Here is a 19,929-nt window from a genome sequence, read left to right as displayed (position 1 = left end):
GACCGGCCGGGGTCATCCGGCCGGTCCTCCCTCATGACCAAACATAAAAGAGCATGATTGGTTTTTTGATTCAGCGCGTTCTTCAAGCGCTTCTTGTGATTATTGCGATGTCGATCATCGTGTTCCTGGGCGTTTACGCTATCGGGAACCCGATCGATGTGATGATCGATCCAGCTTCCGACCAGGCCCTGCGCGAAGCATTGATCCATCGCTACGGTCTCGATCGGCCTTTGATCGAGCAATACTTCGTGTTCATGAGCAACATGCTGCACGGGGACATGGGCGAGTCGTTTATCTATCGCCTACCCGTCATCGGTCTGATCTGGTCGCGCTTCCCAGCGACGCTGGAGCTCGCGGTGACGGCGATGGTCATCGCGACTTTTCTCGGTATTCCGCTGGGATTGTGGGCGGGTTACAAGCCCGATGCCATTTCGTCCAAAGCCATCATGGCCTTCTCCGTTCTGGGCTTCAGCGTTCCGACTTTCTGGGTCGGGTTGTTGCTGATCATGGCCTTTGCCGTGGAGCTCGGATGGCTGCCATCCGGCGGTCGCGGCCCGACGACGCATGTTCTCGGCATGAACCTGTCCATCACCTCACTCGAGGGGTGGAGCTACATCATTCTCCCGGCTTTCAATCTCGCGCTCTTCAAGCTCGGTTTGCTCATTCGCCTCACGCGCGCAGGCACGGCAGAGGTGATGAGTTCCGATTATGTCCGTTTCGCGCGGGCGCAAGGGCTCTCGGAAGGCAAGGTTGTCGGACTGCACGTGCTCAAGAACATCGCGATCCCGATCGTCACCGTTTTCGGCCTTGAACTCGGCTCGACGTTGGCTTTCGCAGTCGTAACCGAGACCGTGTTCAACTGGCCCGGCATGGGCAAGCTCATCATCGATTCCATTACGGTGCTCGACCGTCCTGTCATGGTCGCTTATCTCATTCTTGTCGTGTTCCTGTTTGTCCTGATCAATCTCGTCGTCGATCTCACCTATGGCCAGCTCGACCCACGCATTCGCGTCAAGGAAGCGTCATGAGCGCCATAGCTGCTGAAACGCGCTGGACGCGTCTTGCCGGGTTCTGGGCGGATTTCCGCCAGAGCCCGACGGCGGTCGCAGCTTTGATCGTTATCGTCTCCGTCATCCTGATGGCGGTGTTCGCGCCGCTGATCGCGCCGCAGGATCCGTACAATCAGGCGACGCTCGATCTTTTCGACGCACGCCTTGAACCCGGCAATGTCGGCTCCGCCGGATACGTGCATTGGCTCGGCACCGATGCGGCCGGGCGCGACGTGTTCTCGGCCATTCTCTATGGCTTGCGTACGAGCCTCATCGTCGGCGTTGCGGCAGGATCACTGGCCCTGACCTTCGGTGCCGTCGTGGGTTTGATCGCGGCCTACTATGGTGGGCGCGTCGAAGCGGTGATCATGCGCATCATCGATCTGCAACTATCGCTGCCCGCGATCCTTCTTGCGCTCGTTCTTGTCGCCATGCTGGGGCAGGGATTGCCGCAGCTCATCGCGGCACTGACGGCGGCGCAATACGCCTATTTTGCCCGCACCACGCATGGCGCGGCAAGCGCAGAGCGCAGCAAGGATTATATCGAGGCGGCTCTCTCGACTCCTTTGCCTGCGCGGCAGGTTCTCTTTCGGCATCTGTTGCCGAACGCCTTGCCGCCATTGATCGTGGTCGCCACGGTGCAGGTCGCCAATTCGATTGCCCTTGAGGCGACACTCTCGTTTCTAGGGCTCGGACTACCGCTGACGCAGCCTTCTCTCGGCTCACTCATTTCGAACGGGTTCCAGTTTCTGCTTTCGGGTCGCTATTGGATCTCGATCTATCCCGGCATCGCGCTGATGCTGACGGTGGTTGCCATCAACCTCGTCGGCGATCAGGTCCGCACCGTGCTCAATCCGAGGCGCAGCCGATGACGGACTATGTGCTGAACGTCAAAGATCTTCGCACGGAGTTTCAAACGCGTGCGGGAACGGTGAAAGCCGTCGACGGCGTGAGCTTTAAGGTCGCACGCGGGCGGATTCTCGGCCTCGTTGGTGAATCCGGCTCGGGCAAAAGCGTCACCGGCTACTCGATCCTCGGCCTCATCGATGCACCGGGCAAGATCGCGGGTGGGCAGGTACTGCTTGATGGAACGGACCTCACACACCTGAAGGGCGAAGCGCTTCGTCGCGTTCGCGGCGCGCGGATCGCGATGGTGTTCCAGGATCCGATGATGACCCTAAACCCGGTTCTCAAGATCGGGACGCAGATGGCCGCTGCTGTGCGCGCTCATGACAAGGTCTCGCGGAAAGAGGCCTTGAAGCGGGCTCGCGACGCTCTCGCCAAGGTCGGCATTCCAAGCCCCGAAGAGCGGCTGGACGCCTATCCGCATCAATTGTCAGGCGGCATGCGCCAGCGCGTCGCCATCGCGACGGCGCTTTTGCATAGCCCCGCCGTGATCATCGCGGACGAACCGACGACTGCGCTCGATGTCTCTATCCAGGGCCAAATTCTCGCCGAGGTGAGGCGTCTGGCCGATGAGACCGGCACCGCCTTCGTGTGGGTGACGCACGATCTTGCCGTCGTCTCGAGTCTCGCGGACGATATCTGCGTCATGTATGCGGGTCGCATCGTGGAGACGGGGCCGGCCGCCGAGGTCATAGCGTCCCCGCGCCATCCCTATACGGCGGGCTTGCTGCTCTCCGTTCCGGCCGAACATCCGCCCGGCGAGCATCTGCCGCAAATTCCGGGCTCCGCACCGTCGATCACCAACCTGCCGCCAGGATGTGCTTTTGCGCCGCGTTGCCCGCGTGCGCAGGCCACCTGCACCACGCCGCCGCCCGTTCGCGATTTTGCAGACGGGCGCACCGCTCTCTGTCATTTCCCCATCGAGTCAGAACAATGTCCTCCGCTCTCCTCGAGATCGACAATCTCTCAAAGCGCTTCGTAAAGCGCCCAAGCCTCGGCGAGCGCATCGCGGGCCTTCTCGGCGCCGGTCGCAAGGCCGAGATCGTGCGCGCCGTGACGGGTGTGAGCCTGTCGGTCGCCAAAGGCGAGGTAATCGGCCTTGTCGGAGAATCCGGCTGCGGGAAGTCGACGCTGGGCCGCATCGTGGCCGGCATCTATGCGCCCAGCGACGGTAAGGTTCTGTTCGAGAATGCGCCCGTCGCCAAGGAGCAGGGACGCCGGACCCAGAAGCTGACGACGCGCGTCCAGATGGTTCATCAGGATCCGTTCGCCAGTCTCAATCCCCGCATGCGCATCGGGGACACGGTTGCGGAAGGTCCGGTGACGCACCGCATCGTCAAGGCAGGCGAAGCAGACACTTACGTGGCCGATCTTCTGGCGCGGGTCGGGCTTGATCCTAGTTACCGCCGGCGTTTCCCGCACCAGTTCTCAGGCGGCCAGCGCCAGCGCATCGCAATCGCGCGTGCTCTGGCCATGAAGCCCGATCTGCTCGTGCTCGATGAGCCTGTCGCCTCCCTTGATGTCTCCATCCAGGCGCAGGTCTTGAACCTCTTCATGGATCTGCGGCGCGACCTCGATCTGACGGCGATTTTCATCAGTCACGATCTCGGCGTTGTGCGTCACGTGTCGGACCGGGTTGCAATTATGTATCTCGGCCGTATCGTGGAACTCGCGAAAACCACCGAGCTCTATGCTGCGCCGAACCACCCCTATACCAAAGCCTTGTTCGAAAGCGTTCCGCGGGTCGGCGTTGGTCGCAAGGATTTTCAGCCCATCGCGGGTGAAATTCCATCGCCTCTCAACCCCCCGAGTGGATGTCATTTCCATCCGCGCTGCCCCCTGGCGGGGCCGCGTTGCCGCAAGGAAGTGCCGGCCCTCACCGCCATCGGGTCCGGCCGGTTCTCGGCCTGTCATCTCAACACGGGCGGAACCGCCTGAACTCGCAAGCGAAGTATCATGATTCAAAATCCGGCCCTTTCGGCCCTCCACGAGCGCGTCGGCACCGTCAACGATGTGCTGAATGCCGCCTCCCTCCTGACCTGGGATTCGCGCACCATGATGCCGACCGGTGGTGCGGAGACGCGCGGCCACCAGATTGCGACTTTGACGCGATTAGCCCGCGACATCCTGCTTGCACCCGAGACAGAGAAGGCACTCGAAACGGCGGAGCGTGCGGTTGAATCAGCGCCGGAAGATTCGGCAGCTCGCCGCGCTGTGAAACAGACGCGTATCGCCTTCGATCACCACAATCGCATTCCTGCATCGCTCATTCAGGAGCGCGTGGCGCTTCGCACCCACGCGCAGTCGGCCTGGATCGAGGCTCGGGCAAAGTCCGATTTTTCGATCTTCGCACCGTTCCTTGAAAAGACGATGAATCTCGCCCGCGCCTATGCTGATGCGGTCGGCTACGGCAAGCATCCCTATGACGCGATGGTCGCGGTCTATGAGCCGACCGAGAGCGCGGAAAGCCTGAAGGTCTTCTTCGATGAACTTCGTACCGGTCTGAAACCGATTCTCGATAAGGCGCGCGCCCGTCCGGCTCCGCGCTCCGACTTCCTTTTCCGGGACTACGCGGAGGAAGGGCAGCATGCTTTCGGCGAGTTCGTTGCAAGAAAGCTCGGCTATGACTTCACCCGCGGCCGTCTCGACAAGACCGTGCATCCTTTCGAGGTCTCGTTTACGCGCAACGACGTACGGATCACGACGCGCTATCGGCGTGACTATCTTCCGGGTTCCATTTTCGCAACCGCTCACGAGACCGGGCATGCGCTCTACGAGCAGGGTGGCGATCCGGCTTTCGTCCGCACGACACTCGCGACCGATCTCATCGGTCTCTATGCTGTGAACGGCACGAGCCTGGGAACGCACGAATCCCAATCGCGACTGATGGAAAATCATGTCGCCCGCAGCCGGACTTTCTGGCAGTTGCACTTCCCCGAATTGCAGCGGCATTTCCCGAGCCAGCTCAGCGATGTCAGTGCGGAAGAATTCTACCGCGCCGTGACGCGCGTCGAGCCGGGCTTCATCCGCGTCGATTCCGATGAATTGACCTATGACTTCCACATCATGCTGCGTGTCGAACTCGAGCGCGCGCTCATGGAAAATTCGCTGAAAGTCGCCGATCTCCCTCAGGCCTGGAATGAGGCCATCAAACGCGATTTCGATCTCGTCGTGCCGGACGATGCACGCGGCGTTCTGCAGGATGTGCATTGGTCGACCGGCTATATGGGCTCGTTCGCGAGCTACACCATCGGCAACGTCATGGCGGCACAAGTCATGGAGACGCTGCGTTCCGAGGATAAGGGCCTGCACGACGCGATCGAGGCGGGCGAATATGCGCGCCTCAATGATGTGCTCGGGGAAAAGATCTGGCGCCATGGCCGCCGGTTCCAGCGCCAGGAACTTCTCACCAACGTGACGGGCCGCACCCTCGAAGTGGCCCCTTATTTGCGCTATCTCGAAGCGAAATACGCATAAGCGGAGCGCCGACGCGCCGACATTTCGTCTTCGATGCGGTTTTGTGCGATAAGCCGGCGGGTTCTATGAACGCCGCCGGCTCATCGCCGCGCAGGCGTCGAGCGGAACGCTTAAGTCGGAACCATCTCGAAGGGCCTGTCATGACGAATTCCCATCCCTCGAATGCCGCGCAAATAGCCTCGCCTTCCTATCGGCTGGCTGCTCTCGACCAGGATTTTCTCCTGGGCGATACGATGCGCGGCGTGCGCTTCCAGCTCGAATATGCCAAGGCGGAAGAGGCGCTCAGAAATTGGGGCGTGCGTTCCACCATCGTCGTCTTCGGCAGCGCGCGCGTGCGCGAGGACGGGCCGGGACGCGAGGCCTTCTGGTACGAGCAAGCTCGCCTTTTCGGCAAGATGGCTTCCGAGCGGGGTGGAGCGCTCACCGTCAACGGCAACGTTCGGGACAACGTCATCGCGACGGGTGGCGGCCCCGGCATTATGGAGGCGGCCAATCGCGATGCGTGCGACGCAGGCGCTCCTTCCATAGGCTTCAACATCACCTTGCCGCACGAGCAGGAGCCGAATGCCTATTCGACGCCCGAACTCACATTCCGCTTTCACTACTTCGCCATGCGCAAGATGCATCTTGCCATGCGCGCGGCCGCACTCGTGGTCTTTCCCGGCGGCTTCGGCACGTTTGACGAGTTGTTCGAGATTCTGACCCTGCGCCAGACCCAGAAAGCGCCGCCTCTGCCTATCGTTCTGTTCGACAAGGCTTATTGGACGTCCGTTCTGAATTTCGATGCGATGATCGAGCACGGGATGATCGCGGTGGATGACCTCAATCTGTTCGCTTTCGCAGGAAGCGCAGAGGACATTTGGGAGAGGCTTCTCGCTTACGATCTACTCACCTATACGAATGGCCGGGAAGAACTGAAATAGGCGAGGTCGCCGCGAGCCAATTGTCGCCTCAGCCCTTCGAGGGCGCCGGAAGGGCGAAGGCTGTCGTTGACTTGATGCGCTGCATGGCAAACCGGGATGTGACGTTCTTCAACGGAATCTCGGCGATCAGGCGTTTGTAGAACTGATCGTAAGCCGCCATATCGGCCACGACGACCCGCAGCATGTAATCTACATCGCCCGCCATGCGGTAGAACTCCATCACCTCCGGCATTGCGGCCACGAATTGCGCGAAACGCTCCAGCCACTCGCCGGAATGGTCCGACGTCTCGATGGAGACGAACACCGTCAGGCCCAGGCCGATCTTTTCCGGCACGACGAGCGCGACACGCTTCTCGATAACGCCGGTCGTTTCCAGGCGCTGGATCCGCTTCCAGCAGGGTGTCTGAGACAGGCCGACGCGATCGGCCAGTTCAGCGATAGAAATGCTGGAATCGGCCTGCAACGCTGTGAGGATTTTTAGGTCGATAGCATCCATTTATCTTTTTCTCCTAGAATTTAGAGAAAAATTCTATCTCATTTGCAATAGATAGAACATTTTTCTTATGAAGCTTTACTGCTTGCATTCAGATAGAAAATTCTTTTCTTAATCTGTCAACGGGCGTCTTCTCCAGATCGGGCGGCGCCGCTTGGCAGGAGATGAAAATAATGGATCGTCGTCGCTTTCTCGCCGCGACCGGGGCGGTTGCCTTGGCCGGTGCGTTTCGTTCGCCTGCCCTTGCCCAGGGAGCTGTCAAGGCGCGCGTCGGCGTCATTCCGATTATCGGTGCTTCGCCGATCTTCGTGGCCGATAAGGAAGGCTGGCTGAAAGAGAAGGGCCTCGAACTCGCCTTCACCACATTCGAGTCCGGCCCGAACATGATCCAGGCCGTCGCCTCTGGCACCATCGACATCTACGTGGCTGGTGTCGCGCCGCTGGCTGTCGCGCGCTCCAAGGGCGTCGATGTGCGCGTGGTGGCCGCAACCGCGATCGCCGAGAACGTCTTCGTCGCGACGCCGAAGCTCGCCAAGTATTTCACGCCCGGCACTGCGTCGGCGGCGGCCTTCAAGGCCTATCGCGTCGCTGAAGGAAAACCTGCGCGCCTTGCCACCCAGCCTGCCGGCTCGGTGCCCAACACCACGCTGCAATATTGGCTGTGGGAGGTCGCGAAGGCGGACAAGGCCGACGTGGAAATTGTCCCCATGGGCATCGACGCGACGCAGCAGGCGGTTCTCGCCGGCGCTGTCGAAGGTGCATCGATCCGCGAGCCCGCCGTCACCATCGTCCAGGGCCGCAATCCGGAGATCAAGCTGGTCGCGCTCGGCGACGAGATGTTCCCCGGGCAGCCCGGCACGGTTGTCGCCGTATCAGGCGCATTCCTCACGAAGAACCCGGAGGCCGTGCAGGCTCTCGTGGACGGTCTCGTGCGCGCCGCCGATCTGATCGCCAAGACGCCTGACAAGGCGGTCGCACCGATCGAGGCTGCGCTCGGCAAGGGCATCGTCGAGAGTGCGACGATCCGCAAGGCGCTCTCTTCGCCCGCAACGAAATTCCTCATCGATCCGCGCGCCATCATCGAACCGGCCCGCGCCATGCAAGCCTATCAGGTCAAGTTGGGATCGCTCGACAAGGAATTGCCGTTTGACGGTCTGTTCGAGTCGAAATTCTTCGAGCGCGCCACCAAGGGCGGTTAAGCCTCACACATGCGTTCCGTTCTTCTCTCATTGATCGGCCTGATCGCGTTCTTGTGCCTTTGGGAGGCCGTGCCACGGCTCGGCCTCGTCAATCCTGCCTTGCTACCGGGACCGAGCGTCATTCCCGCCGCTTTCTTGAAAGAAGTGGCGAGCGGTGCGTGGTTTCAGGCCGTTGCAAGTTCTCTGTCGCATTACGTGTTGGGCCTCGGCCTCGGCGCTGCACTCGGTGTCGCGTTGGGCGTCGCCACCGGCATGTATCGCAATGCGGAGGATTTCACCGCCTGGATCGTGCGTGTTCTTCGTCCCGTCCCGGGTCTCGCCTGGGTGCCTTTCGCGATTCTGTGGTTCGGTGTCGATACGAAGGCGGCGGTGTTCATCATCGCCATGGGCGTGTTCTGGATCGTCTATTTCGCCGCCCATGGCGCGATCCGTTCCGTCGATCGCGATCTCATCGAAGTCGCGGATGCCTTCGGCTTTCGTTCCGGCCGGCAGCGCCTGGTGAAAATCCTTCTCCCGGCGGCGACACCCGGCATCCTTGTGGGTCTTCGCACGGCATTGGGCCAAGCGTGGATGGCGGTGGTCGCCGCCGAGATCTTTGGCGTTTTCGGCCTCGGCCAACGGATGATGCAGGCGTCCAGCCTTCTCTCGACCGATGTGGTGGTCGTCTACATGCTCACCATGGCGGCGCTCTACGGTTTTCTCGATACGGCTTTCGTGGCTTTGCAAGGATGGCTTCTGCGATGGAAAGCGTAGTCGAGATCAAGGATCTTTCGCTGGCCTTCGAGCGTGATGGCCAACGCACGACCGTCCTTGAGCGGTTGAACCTCGATGTCGCGCGCGGCGAGTTTCTGGCGATTGTAGGCTCGTCCGGAGTCGGTAAATCCACGTTGCTGCGCGTTCTTGCCGGTCTTGCGTCACCCGATACCGGTGCTGTGCGTATTGCCGCGGCCAATCCGCAAAAACGTCCTGTGGCGCTGGTGTTTCAGGATTCACGCTTGCTGCCATGGCGGCGAGTCATTTCCAATGTCGGTTTCGGACTTGAGACCGGACGCGTTGCGAGGCACGAGCGTAGGACGCGTGCGCAGGCGGCGCTGGATTTCGTGGGATTGGGCGCACTGGCCAATCGTTGGCCGCATCAACTATCGGGTGGCCAGCGGCAACGCGTGTCTCTGGCGAGGGCGCTTGCGGTCGAACCCGAAGTGCTGCTGATGGATGAGCCATTTTCCGCGCTCGACGCGATCACGCGGGAAAGCCTGCAGGACGAACTCGTCCGTGTCTGGCAAGCGACGGGCAAGACCGTGATCTTCGTCACCCACGATATCGACGAGGCAACTTACCTCGCCGACCGTGTCGTGGTTCTCTCGGGCTCGCCGGGCCGCATCGTCGCCGAACACCGCATTGAGAGTCCGAGACCGCGCCGCCGGCAGGATGCAGCGCTCTCCGGAACAGCAAGAGCTCTACGCTCCGGCCTGACCTCCGATGTCGCGAGCGACGGCGGGATGATCTGAGCGGGACGATTGCTGTTTAAGCCGCCGAAGGCGTCTGCGTTTCCGCCGTTTCGTCGATCACGGTCCAGCTATGGGTGATGGTCGCGGTCGCGCCCAACATAATCGAGGCGGAGCAATACTTTTCCTTTGAGAGATTGATGGCTCGCTCGACCTTGTCGGCGGAAAGCTGGCGGCCGGTCACGCGATAGTCGAGGTGGATCTTGGTGAAAACCTTCGGATCCGTCTCGGCGCGCTCGGAGGAGACGTCGATCACGCAATCGGTCACGGTTTCGCGTCCGCGCCTAAGAATCTGCACCACATCGAAAGCCGTGCATCCACCAAGGCCGATCAAGAGCATTTCCATGGGCCGAATACCGATATTGCGACCGCCATATTCCGGCGCGCCATCCATGACGACCGCGTGGCCGCTCCCCGATTCGCCTAGAAACGCCATACCGTCGATCAGTTTCACGCGGGCTTTCATAAGATGCTCCTCATCTTCTTTGCGAGCCGTTTTAACCGATATAGGCGGTGACTTGTAGCGGTTCTTCGCACCGGGTTGGCCGAGGTAAACGGAATTCAATGCCATCCATCGGAGTGGCTCCGAATTCAGCTCTCTCTGAGGCTTTGCGTTTTGCAACGCGCCCGTAGGGTCGGCGTTTCCTTGATATCAGAGTCGCCGCCCGACCTCTTTATAACGCCCTTATACCCGGCCACGCTCTTCCCTATCGAGCCTTGATGCCGGTCGGTCGTAGGTTTTGCCACCTAACCGCGTGGTGTTGTCATGCTTGATGTCGTCTTTCTCCTGCTGGGCCTCGGCTTCTTTGCGCTCATGGCGCTCTATGTCGCCGCGGCCGAGCGGCTTTGATCGGAGCTCCTCCATGTCACTCGATCTTTTCCTTGGCGGGGCCGTCGCAGTAGGCCTGGCCATTTATCTCGTCATGGCGCTGCTCAAGCCCGAACGGTTCTAAGAGGCCCTTCAGATGACTCTCAATGGGTGGCTCCAGATAGCCGTTCTCTTCTTGGCGGTCCTGCTGGCGGCTGTGCCGCTCGGCGCGTTCATGGCCAAGGTTTACTCCGGCCAGCGCAATCTCCTCACGCCTCTTCTCGCTCCGATCGAGAAGGGCTTCTATGCGCTTGCAGGTGTCGATCCATCGCGTGAACAGGGCTGGCGCTCCTATGCGCTGGCGATGTTGCTGTTCAACGTCGCAGGCTTCGCTTCGCTTTATGCAATCCTGCGCCTGCAAGGCATCCTACCCTTGAATCCGCAGGGCTTCTCCGGCATCTCTCCGGATCTCGCCTTCAACACGGCTGTTTCGTTCGTCACGAACACCAACTGGCAGTCCTATAGCGGTGAGACCACCATGAGCCATTTCTCGCAGATGGCCGGACTGACGGTGCATAACTTTCTCTCCGCCGCCACGGGCCTTGCGCTTGCGATGGCGTTGGTGCGCGGCTTTGCGCGCTCAAAGGCCACAACGGTTGGAAATTTCTGGGTCGATATGACCCGCTCGACGCTCTACGTGCTGCTGCCACTGGCGCTCGTTACCGCCGTTGCGCTCATTGCACTCGGAATGCCGCAGACGCTTCTTGCCTCCGTCGATGCGACCACGATGGACGGCGCGAAACAAACCATCGCGCTCGGCCCGGTGGCCAGCCAGGTTGCCATCAAGCAGCTCGGCACCAATGGTGGCGGCTTCTTCAACGTGAATGCCGCGCATCCGTTCGAGAATCCGACGGCACTCACCAATTTCGTGCAGATCTGGCAGATGCTGGTGGTCTCGGTTGCCGTCGTTTTCGCCTTCGGTCGTCTCGTCGGCGACAGCCGCCAGGCGCGCGCCTTGGTGTGGGTGATGGGGCTGCTTCTCGTGGCAGGCGTCGCGGTGGCCTATGCCGCCGAAGCTTCCGGTACACCAATGCTCCAGAGTCTCGGCATCAATCCGACGGACGGCAACATGGAAGGCAAAGAGGTTCGTTTCGGCCTGGCTCTCTCGGCACTCTTCGCGGCGGTCACCACCGGGCTCTCCTCCGGTGCGGTCAACGCAATGCATGCGAGCTTCACGCCCATCGGCGGACTCGTACCGATGTTCTTGATTCAGCTTGGCGAGATTTTGCCTGGCGGCGTCGGATCGGGGCTCTACGGCATCCTCGTCATGGCGATCATCGCGGTGTTCGTCGCGGGCCTTATGGTCGGGCGCACACCGGAATATCTGGGCAAGAAGATCGAGGCGAAGGAGGTCAAGATGGCGATGCTATCGGTCCTCATTCTTCCGGTCACTATTCTCGGATTTTCCGCCGTGTCTGCCGTGCTTCCGCAGGGACTCGCGGGTCTTCTCAATTCCGGTCCGCACGGACTGTCGGAGATTCTCTATGCCTATTCCTCGACGGTCGGAAACAACGGCTCCGCCTTTGCAGGACTTTCCGCCAACACGCCTTGGTACAACACGACGCTCGGGCTCGCGATGCTGCTCGGACGCTTCGCCTATATCGTGCCGATGCTTGCCATCGCGGGGTCTCTCGCGGCCAAGACGAAGCTCGAAACTTCGACGGGCACGTTCCCGACCCACGGGCCGCTCTTCGTCGGCCTTCTGATCGGCGTCATCCTCATCCTCGGCGGACTCCAGTTCTTCCCGGCTCTCGCTCTCGGTCCCATCGCCGAACAGGTGTTGATGCTGGCTGGAAAGACATTCTGACAGGTGCTCCATGAGCAAACACGCACAGCTTAACGTTTCCATGTTCGATGGACCGATCCTGCGGCAGGCCGTCATCGATTCCGTCAAGAAACTCGATCCGCGTCAGCTGATCCGCAATCCAGTGATCTTCGTCACCGAAGTCGTGGCGCTTCTTGTCACGATCCTCTACCTGCGGGACCTCTTCTTCGGCCACTCGACCTTCTTCACGGGCCAGATCGCGGCGTGGCTTTGGTTCACGGTGATCTTCGCCAATTTCGCCGAGGCTGTCGCTGAAGGCCGGGGGCGGGCGCAAGCCAACACACTGCGTCAGGCACGCACTGATACAGTCGCCAAAAAACTCCACGATCGGAATCGCAGAGAGCTGTTTCAAAGAGTTTCGGCGGTCGATTTGCAAGTCGGCGACCTCGTGCTCGTCGAAGCAGGCGATTTGATCCCCGGTGATGGCGAGGTCATTGATGGGATCGCGTCTGTGAACGAGGCTGCGATTACGGGTGAATCTGCTCCCGTCATTCGGGAATCCGGTGGCGATCGTTCGGCGGTGACGGGCGGAACGACCGTCCTCTCGGACTGGATCGTCGTTGGAATCACAGCGGAAGCCGGTTCTTCGTTCCTGGATCGGATGATAGCACTCGTCGAAGGGGCGGAACGGCAGAAGACGCCGAACGAGATCGCATTGAACGTGCTGCTCGCCGGCATGACCATCGTCTTCCTTGTGGCGGTCGTCACGCTTGCAGGTTTCGGGCGCTATTCCGGTGCGGATGTTCCCGTTCCGGTTCTGGTCGCACTCCTCGTGACACTCATCCCCACCACGATCGGCGGCCTTTTGTCCGCTATCGGCATCGCCGGCATGGATCGCCTCATCCGCTTCAACGTGCTCGCTACGTCGGGCCGTGCGGTTGAGGCGGCGGGCGATGTGGACACCCTCCTTCTCGATAAGACGGGCACGATCACGTTTGGAAACCGCATGGCATCCGAGATCATTCCACTGCCGGGCGTGAGCGAGCGCGAGGTTGCAGAAGCCGCGATGCTGGCAAGCCTGGCGGACGAAACGGCGGAAGGGCGCTCCATCGTGGCGCTCGTGCAGGAAAAGCACGGCCTGCGCGCGCCGACGCAAACTCCGGCGGAAGCCCGCTTCATCGCGTTCTCGGCGACAACGCGCCTTTCCGGCGTCGACCTCGGAGAGCGTCGCCTGCGCAAGGGGGCGGTAGATGCGGTGCTGCGCTTCGCTCAAGGTATCAATGGGCGCGCTGTCACCGACACTGCCTTCGCGGCCGCCGTGGACAGAATCGCCCGCTCGGGCGGAACGCCGCTCGGTCTGGTGGAAGGCGGGCGGCTGCTCGGCATCATTCATCTCAAGGACGTGGTGAAGCCGGATATCAAGGAGCGCTTTGCCGAGCTGCGCCGCATGGGCATTCGCACGGTCATGGTCACTGGCGACAATCCCGTCACGGCAGCTGCTATCGCATCAGAAGCGGGCGTGGACGATTTCATCGCCGAGGCAACGCCGCAGGACAAGCTCAACTACATTCGCAGAGCCCAAAGCGAGGGGCGTCTTGTGGCCATGTGCGGAGACGGCACGAACGATGCGCCGGCTCTCGCTCAGGCGGATGTAGGTGTCGCTATGCAAACCGGAACGCAAGCCGCGCGCGAAGCCGGAAACATGGTGGATCTCGATTCCAATCCGACGAAGCTCATCGAGGTCGTCGGCATTGGCAAGCAACTTCTCATGACACGTGGATCGCTCACAACGTTCTCCATCGCCAACGACGTGGCGAAGTACTTCGCGATCATTCCGGCGCTCTTCATCGCCGCAATCCCGCAACTGGGCGTCCTCAACGTCATGGGTCTGTCGACCCCACAAAGCGCGATCCTCTCCGCGGTGATCTTCAATGCATTGATCATCGTGGCATTGATCCCGCTGGCTTTGCGCGGAATTCCCTACCGACCCTTGAGTGCCGCCACGCAGCTTCGCCGAAACCTGCTCATCTACGGTCTCGGCGGGCTCATTGTACCGTTCATCGGCATCAAGACCATCGACCTCGCCGTCACGGCCATCGGTTGGGCTTGAGAGGAGGCTACCAATGTCACATCTTCGTCCCGCACTCGTCCTTCTCGTTCTTTTCACCGCCTTGACGGGTCTCGCATATCCTTATGCCGTCACAGCCATCGGGCAGGCGGCCTTTCCGACCGAAGCCAATGGCAGCCTTGTGACGGAAAACGGCCGTGTCATCGGCTCCGACCTGATCGGCCAGAATTTTACGTCGGCGCGTTATCTTTGGCCGCGACCCTCGGCGACGAGCGCTGCGGATTCTCAAGATCCGTCGAAGACGATCGACGCTCCCTACAACGCAGCCGCCTCGACCGGCTCGAATCTTGGGCCGACCTCACAAAAACTGGCGGAGCGCTTGAAGGAGGCGATCGAGGCCTGGCGGTCGGCCGGCTTGTCGACTCCGATCCCTGGGGATGCCCTCACCACCTCCGCCAGCGGTCTCGACCCCCATATTTCTCCCGTATATGCGGAGGCGCAGGTGGCACGCATCGCCGCGGCCCGCAATGTCCCGCCGGCCAAGGTGAGACAAGTCGTCGAGAGTTTTATCGAAGGGCGGACTTTCGAGCTTTTCGGTGAGCCCCGGGTCAATGTCCTGCGCGTCAACCGGGCGCTTGACCGGATGGGCTCTTAACGACCTTGCTCGGAGGGCTTACCTTGGGGGCATGGAGATGCCGTTTTCATGGGTGTGAACGACAAGCCTCGCGCTTCACCTGAAGCGCTTCTTGCCCTCGCCAATCGCGAAGGCCGGGGCCGCCTCAAGATTTTTCTTGGGGCGGCTCCAGGCGTTGGGAAAACCTATGCGATGCTGCAGGCTGGACGCACGGCCCGACAGGATGGAACCGATGTGGTCGTGGGCCTTGTCGAGACACACGGCCGGTGGGAGACGGAACAGATGATGCAAGGTCTCGAGATCCTGCCGCGCCTCTCTATTCCTTATCGCGGGCGCATGGTTCAGGAGTTCGATATCGATGCCGCGCTCAAGCGTGCTCCGGCCCTGGTTCTCGTCGACGAATACGCGCATACCAACGCCCCCGGCAGTCGCCATCCCAAGCGATGGCAGGACGTGGAGGAGTTGCTCGATGCCGGGATCAATGTCTGGACTACGTTGAATATCCAGCACATCGAGAGCCTGAACGACGTCATTCAACGCATTACGAAAATCCGTGTGCGCGAAACCATTCCGGACATTACCTTCGACAAGGCGGATGAGATCGTGCTCGTCGACCTGCCGCCGGACGAACTCCTGAAGCGGTTGGCCGAAGGCAAGGTGTACGTTCAGGATACGGCGGTGCGCGCCGCCGATCACTTCTTTCGTCTCAACAATCTGGTAGCTCTCCGTGAGCTGGCCCTTCGGCGCGCCGCCGAGCGGGTCGATAGCGACCTTCTCGTGCGGATGCAGGGCGGAGGCGTCGAAGGGCCGTGGGCGGCCGGCGAGAGAATCCTTGTCTGTGTTGGGCCAGATGAGACATCCTCCATGGTCATCAGGCAGGCCAAGCGTCTGGCGGATATGATCGGCGCACCCTTCATGGCGGTCACGGTGGAAAGCCCGTCCACGCGTCTCGGCGCGCGGGCGAGACGGCGGGTCGATGAGGCCTTGCACCTTGCGGAGAGCCTTGGCGCCGAAGAGGTGAAAACGCTCGTGGCCGTCGATCTCGTGGGAGAACTCCTCCGGTTTGCGAAATTCGAGAACGTGACTCAGATCGTCGTCGGCCGTTCCGGAAGCGGCTGGTTGGCCGAGCTCCTGGGCCGCTCGTTTCCTCATCAACTCCTGCGTGCTGCCGAGGATATTGCGATTCATGTGGTGACGCCTGTTGCGGTGCAGCGTCGTGAAAGGTTGAAAGCCTTTCCCCGCATCGCTCTGTCCCGCGGGTTTGGCATGCCATTTCTCTGGGCAGCGGTGTCCGTGATTGTTGCCGTTCTCATTGGCCGTCTGATGGCAGCGGTGATCCCGCTGCCAAACGTTTCGATGATCTTTCTCCTGGCGGTCTTTTTCTCGGCCGTTCGCTTCGGCATCTGGCCCGCTGTTTTCGCGTCGCTTCTTTCGTTCCTGAGCTACAACTTTTTCTTCATCGCGCCGTTCTACACATTCACGGTCGCGCAGCCGCACGAGCTTCTCGCGCTCTTCATCTTTCTAGGTGTTGCCGTTCTGTCCTCGGCCCTGGCGGGGCGAACCCGCGAGCAGGCGGCAGCGGCGGTCAATCGTGCGCGTGCGACGCGACGTCTGTTCGAGTTCGCTCGGCGTCTTTCAGGACTTGCCGAGCGGCAGATGCTGGCGGAGACCGCGGTTGCGGAAGTGCATCGCGATCTCGGCCTACCGGCCATCATTCTCTTTTCCAAAAACGACGAGCTCGTTCTCACGGCAGCGTGGCCACCCGAGGACGAGCTCGAAACCGCAGCGATGAGCGCGGCGCGGTGGACTTATGAGAGGGATGAGCCTGCGGGCTCGGAGACCGGAACGCTCCCTTCTGTCCCATGGTATTTCTTTCCCCTGCGTGCCTCCCATGGTCGCGTCGGTGTTATCGGTGTCGGTGTTTCTCGCGAGAAAACAGCTTTCGATGCGGAAGCGCGCACTCTTTTTGAGACCCTTGCCGAATTGACGGCAACCGCACTTGAGAGATCCCAACTCGCGCGGGAAATAGCGGTTGCCAAATCAGCTGCCGAGACGGAGAAGCTCCGCAATACCTTTCTGGCTTCGATCAGTCATGACTTTCGCACGCCGTTGGCGTCCATTCTCGGCGCAGCAACCAGCTTGATCGACTATCGCTCAAAGCTATCGGAGGACGTGCAGCGAGACCTTCTCACTCAGATCAAGGACGAGAGTGAGCATCTCGACGGCATGGTGCGCAACCTCCTCGCCATGACACGAGTCGAGGCGGGCGCACTGGAGCTCCGTCGCGATTGGGTCGATCTGCGCGAACTGCTCGACAGAACCGCGGTCGTCGCGAAACGACGCGGCGCCACGCAGCAATTCAGCGTCCATACGCAGGAGGACATGCCGTTTATCGCTGCGGATCTCACGCTTCTGGAACAGGTCCTGACCAACGTCGTCGGCAATGCAGTGCGCTACGCAGGCCCGGATGCCACTATCGCTCTCGATGCGCAATACGACGAGCGCGAGTTGGTGATCAGCGTCACCGATGACGGGCCTGGCATCGCCCAGGAAGTTCTTCCGCATATGTTCGAGAAGTTCATGCGCAGCAAAGGAATCGCTGATGGGGGAGCGGGTCTGGGTCTCGCTATCGCGAAAGGAATCATGGAGGCTCATGGCGGCTCGATTGCGGCTGAAAGCCCGGTTCTCGACGGCCATGGCGCGCGTGTGATTCTTCGCTTGCCGATAGAGACAGGACAATCGTCATGAACCATTTGTCCCGCGTCCTTGTCGTGGACGACGAAGCGGCCATCCACCGTTTCCTGACCCCGGCATTGATGGCCAACGACTACGACGTCATCAAGGCCTTGACCGGAGCCGAAGCGCTGAAGCGCATTGCTGCCGATGCACCGGATATCGTTGTGCTCGATCTCGGCCTGCCCGATCTCGACGGTAAGGAGATCATCAGCCGTGTCCGCGAATGGTCGGATGTCCCGATCATCGTCCTGTCCGCCCGTGACCGTGAGGCTGAGAAGATCGAGGCCCTTGACCGGGGAGCGGACGACTTCGTCAATAAGCCGTTCGGCATTGGTGAGCTGATGGCGCGTCTACGAGCTGCCTTGCGACATCGTATGCAACGAAAGGGAGAGACGCCTGTTGTCCGCGTGCTCGGGCTCGAAGTTGATATCACACGCCGCCGCGTTCTTCGTAACGGCGCAGAGGTGAAGCTGACGCCGAAGGAGTTCGATCTTCTCGCCCTCCTCACACGACATGCGGGGAAGGTTGTGACTCACAAGCAGATTCTCTCCGCCGTGTGGGGCCCAGCCCACGAGCACGACACGCAATATCTGCGAGTCTATGTCGGTCAATTGCGACAGAAGGTAGAGCTCGACTTGAGCAGCCCCGTCATCATTTTGACGGAGCCCGGCATCGGGTATCGCCTGGCGGAATCGGACCAGGGCGGGACGGTATGAAAGCTCAAGCCATTCGGATGCGGATTTCGAACGCTGCACCTTCCTCCGATGTCAGCAGGTCTATGGACCCATCATGAGCATGGAGCATGGCTCTGACGATCCCGAGTCCCATACCTGTTCCGCCGCTCTCGCGACGCGTGGTGAAGAAAGCCTCGAAGATCTTGCCCCGATTTGAGAGCGTTATCCTATCGCCATTGTCGCGAACTGCGACACGGATCTCGCCAGCATTTGCCTCCGCGGAAATTCGAAGCGATGTCGCATTGTGGCGGATAGCGTTATCTGCGAGATGGGAAAGCACGATCGTGGCATTCTCACCGGACATTCCAATTACCTGCTCAAGCCGGCCTTCGGCCTGAATATCGAGCCCTGGAAAAGTGCTTTTGAGCTCTGCGATGACCGTGGAGAGTGAGGCGGTTCCATCGGTCTGCGGATTGTCCGCACGGGCGAGCTCGCGCAATCGATGAAGCATCGTCGTCAGGCGGTTGGTATCGGAAACGATATTGTCGAGGAAGTGCATGCGCTCAGCCCGGGTCATCGTTTTCGATGAATGCACGTCGTCCCGCAGCAATTCCGCCGCGCCTTGAATGGATGTCAGGGGCGTCTTCAGTTCATGCGATACATGCGCCGCGAAAGTCGCGATGTAGTCGGAACGCTCATGAAGGCGCTCAGCCATGTCGATAAAGCTCTGTGACAGGAGCGCAATTTCGCGCGTACCGTAATGGGCAAGCGGCTGCAGCGCTTCGCGCCGGCCGTTCCCCAGTTCCACGGCTCGAGCGACCAACGCATGAATGGGTCTGCTGATGGCTCGAAAAAAGATGAGGCCGATGGCAAGCGTTGCGCCCAGGACGGTCAGTCCGGCAAGGATGAGCTTTCGCTGCTCGCCGTAGACATGCTTGATGATGTTGTTCGGGGTTCGCGATGCGTAGATGACGCCGGCGACCTGCCCTTGGACGACAACCGGCATAGCCGAGAACACTCTGACGCCGGTACCACGGCTGATCGAGTAGAGGGGTGGTGGCGGCTGATCTGTTATGCGGGTGCGCAGAACGGCATGGTAGTGGCCTTGAAGGGCCTGTGCCACCTCGTCCACATGCGCCAGAGATAGCCCCACCTCCTCGCGGCCCGCGATGACGATGCCTTTCGGGTCGAGAATTCTGAAGCCCGCCAGCGTCACGGATTGGGTTCGCAGGGCAACAGGCTGCAATCGCGCGCCGATTTCCGCGAAAGCAGAAGACAAAGGCGCTGATGGTGGCCTTGCCTCTGGCCGCCGTCCTAGGAGGTCGTCGCTCGTGAGGTCGAGCGAGGCCTCGATCGGATGGTAGGTCTCGCCAGGAGTCGAGGGGAGCTCGGGTATGAGGTCTCCTAAGACCAGGCCCGGTGTGGATTCCACTTCGCGGGCGAAGATGGCGGCCAGCACTGCGCTTTGCGCAATGAGTTCGGCCTCTGTCTGGCGAATGAGTTCATTCTCGTAAAGGCGAAAGAAGAACAGCCCGACCAACGGCAGCGTCATAACGGTGCTGAGCACGACGAAGACGATCAACCCAAGTGTCGGACGCCACTTCGCGACGACGCGAACAGTCACGACACGGC

The 19,929-nt window shown here is 60.8% G+C and carries 18 protein-coding genes; 15 read left to right on the top strand and 3 right to left on the bottom strand.

What is annotated here, in order from left to right; genetic code table 11:
• The first annotated feature begins 53 nt into the window (after positions 1–53).
• The 6 genes from AB4072_RS10555 (at position 54) to AB4072_RS10530 (ending at position 6,355) form a co-directional block, all read left to right on the top strand.
• Complete coding sequence (locus AB4072_RS10555; protein ID WP_441967819.1) at positions 54–1,028, top strand: ABC transporter permease; 975 nt, start codon at positions 54–56, stop codon at positions 1,026–1,028.
• The gene (locus AB4072_RS10550; protein WP_441967817.1) at positions 1,025–1,921 is read left to right on the top strand and encodes an ABC transporter permease; all 897 of its coding nucleotides are present in this window, start codon (positions 1,025–1,027) and stop codon (positions 1,919–1,921) included. The genes AB4072_RS10555 and AB4072_RS10550 overlap by 4 nt, the downstream gene beginning before the upstream one ends.
• Positions 1,918–2,937: an ABC transporter ATP-binding protein gene (locus AB4072_RS10545; RefSeq protein ID WP_441967815.1), complete on the top strand. Its 1,020-nt coding sequence runs from the start codon at positions 1,918–1,920 to the stop codon at positions 2,935–2,937. Before AB4072_RS10550 ends, AB4072_RS10545 begins: the two co-directional genes overlap by 4 nt.
• Positions 2,889–3,893: an ABC transporter ATP-binding protein gene (locus tag AB4072_RS10540; protein WP_441967813.1), complete on the top strand. Its 1,005-nt coding sequence runs from the start codon at positions 2,889–2,891 to the stop codon at positions 3,891–3,893. The genes AB4072_RS10545 and AB4072_RS10540 overlap by 49 nt, the downstream gene beginning before the upstream one ends.
• An 18-nt stretch (positions 3,894–3,911) precedes the next feature.
• Complete coding sequence (locus tag AB4072_RS10535; protein ID WP_441967811.1) at positions 3,912–5,432, top strand: carboxypeptidase M32; 1,521 nt, start codon at positions 3,912–3,914, stop codon at positions 5,430–5,432.
• Positions 5,433–5,572: 140 nt separating this feature from the next.
• Positions 5,573–6,355: an LOG family protein gene (locus tag AB4072_RS10530; protein WP_441967809.1), complete on the top strand. Its 783-nt coding sequence runs from the start codon at positions 5,573–5,575 to the stop codon at positions 6,353–6,355.
• A gap of 28 nt (positions 6,356–6,383) precedes the next feature.
• Here AB4072_RS10530 and AB4072_RS10525 read toward each other — a convergent pair whose 3' ends face one another.
• The gene (locus tag AB4072_RS10525; protein WP_441967807.1) at positions 6,384–6,851 is read right to left on the bottom strand and encodes an Lrp/AsnC family transcriptional regulator; all 468 of its coding nucleotides are present in this window, start codon (positions 6,849–6,851) and stop codon (positions 6,384–6,386) included.
• A gap of 170 nt (positions 6,852–7,021) precedes the next feature.
• Here AB4072_RS10525 and AB4072_RS10520 point away from each other — a divergent pair, with 170 nt between their 5' ends.
• From AB4072_RS10520 to AB4072_RS10510, 3 genes are read left to right on the top strand one after another with little or no spacing between them, the layout of a single operon-like run.
• On the top strand, positions 7,022–8,047 hold the full coding sequence (locus tag AB4072_RS10520; protein WP_441967805.1) for an ABC transporter substrate-binding protein: 1,026 nt from the start codon (positions 7,022–7,024) through the stop codon (positions 8,045–8,047).
• Between the two features lie 9 nt (positions 8,048–8,056).
• Entirely contained in the window at positions 8,057–8,800 is a 744-nt protein-coding gene (locus AB4072_RS10515) for an ABC transporter permease (protein WP_441967803.1), read from the top strand.
• A complete protein-coding gene (locus tag AB4072_RS10510; RefSeq protein WP_441967801.1) occupies positions 8,788–9,555 on the top strand; it encodes an ABC transporter ATP-binding protein in 768 nt (255 codons plus the stop codon). The genes AB4072_RS10515 and AB4072_RS10510 overlap by 13 nt, the downstream gene beginning before the upstream one ends.
• A gap of 16 nt (positions 9,556–9,571) precedes the next feature.
• Here AB4072_RS10510 and AB4072_RS10505 read toward each other — a convergent pair whose 3' ends face one another.
• Positions 9,572–10,018 carry an OsmC family protein gene (locus tag AB4072_RS10505; protein WP_441967799.1) on the bottom strand — a complete coding sequence of 149 codons (447 nt, stop codon included), beginning with the start codon at positions 10,016–10,018 and terminating at the stop codon, positions 9,572–9,574.
• A 397-nt stretch (positions 10,019–10,415) separates the two neighbouring features.
• On the opposite strand from AB4072_RS10505, the gene kdpF reads away from it, so the two are divergent.
• The 6 genes from kdpF to AB4072_RS10475 are packed head-to-tail and all read left to right on the top strand — an operon-like array spanning position 10,416 to position 18,339.
• Positions 10,416–10,505 (top strand): K(+)-transporting ATPase subunit F, encoded by a 90-nt coding sequence (gene kdpF / locus AB4072_RS10500; RefSeq protein WP_441967797.1) that lies wholly within the window; start codon positions 10,416–10,418, stop codon positions 10,503–10,505.
• Positions 10,506–10,517: 12 nt separating this feature from the next.
• On the top strand, positions 10,518–12,227 hold the full coding sequence (gene kdpA, locus AB4072_RS10495; RefSeq protein WP_441967795.1) for a potassium-transporting ATPase subunit KdpA: 1,710 nt from the start codon (positions 10,518–10,520) through the stop codon (positions 12,225–12,227).
• A 10-nt stretch (positions 12,228–12,237) separates the two neighbouring features.
• Positions 12,238–14,295 (top strand): potassium-transporting ATPase subunit KdpB, encoded by a 2,058-nt coding sequence (gene kdpB / locus AB4072_RS10490; protein ID WP_441967793.1) that lies wholly within the window; start codon positions 12,238–12,240, stop codon positions 14,293–14,295.
• A gap of 13 nt (positions 14,296–14,308) precedes the next feature.
• Complete coding sequence (gene kdpC, locus AB4072_RS10485; protein ID WP_441967791.1) at positions 14,309–14,908, top strand: potassium-transporting ATPase subunit KdpC; 600 nt, start codon at positions 14,309–14,311, stop codon at positions 14,906–14,908.
• A gap of 48 nt (positions 14,909–14,956) precedes the next feature.
• Positions 14,957–17,635 carry a DUF4118 domain-containing protein gene (locus AB4072_RS10480; RefSeq protein ID WP_441967789.1) on the top strand — a complete coding sequence of 893 codons (2,679 nt, stop codon included), beginning with the start codon at positions 14,957–14,959 and terminating at the stop codon, positions 17,633–17,635.
• Positions 17,632–18,339: a response regulator gene (locus tag AB4072_RS10475; RefSeq protein WP_441967787.1), complete on the top strand. Its 708-nt coding sequence runs from the start codon at positions 17,632–17,634 to the stop codon at positions 18,337–18,339. Before AB4072_RS10480 ends, AB4072_RS10475 begins: the two co-directional genes overlap by 4 nt.
• A gap of 4 nt (positions 18,340–18,343) precedes the next feature.
• Here the strand turns inward: AB4072_RS10475 and AB4072_RS10470 are convergent, their stop codons facing one another.
• Positions 18,344–19,921 (bottom strand): ATP-binding protein, encoded by a 1,578-nt coding sequence (locus AB4072_RS10470; RefSeq protein ID WP_441967785.1) that lies wholly within the window; start codon positions 19,919–19,921, stop codon positions 18,344–18,346.
• Positions 19,922–19,929: the final 8 nt, after the last annotated feature.

Source organism: Microvirga sp. 2MCAF38 (assembly GCF_052115485.1).
Lineage (GTDB): Bacteria > Pseudomonadota > Alphaproteobacteria > Rhizobiales > Beijerinckiaceae > Microvirga.
The sequence above is the reverse complement of the archived record's forward strand: the minus strand, read 5'-3'. Positions and strand labels throughout refer to the sequence as shown.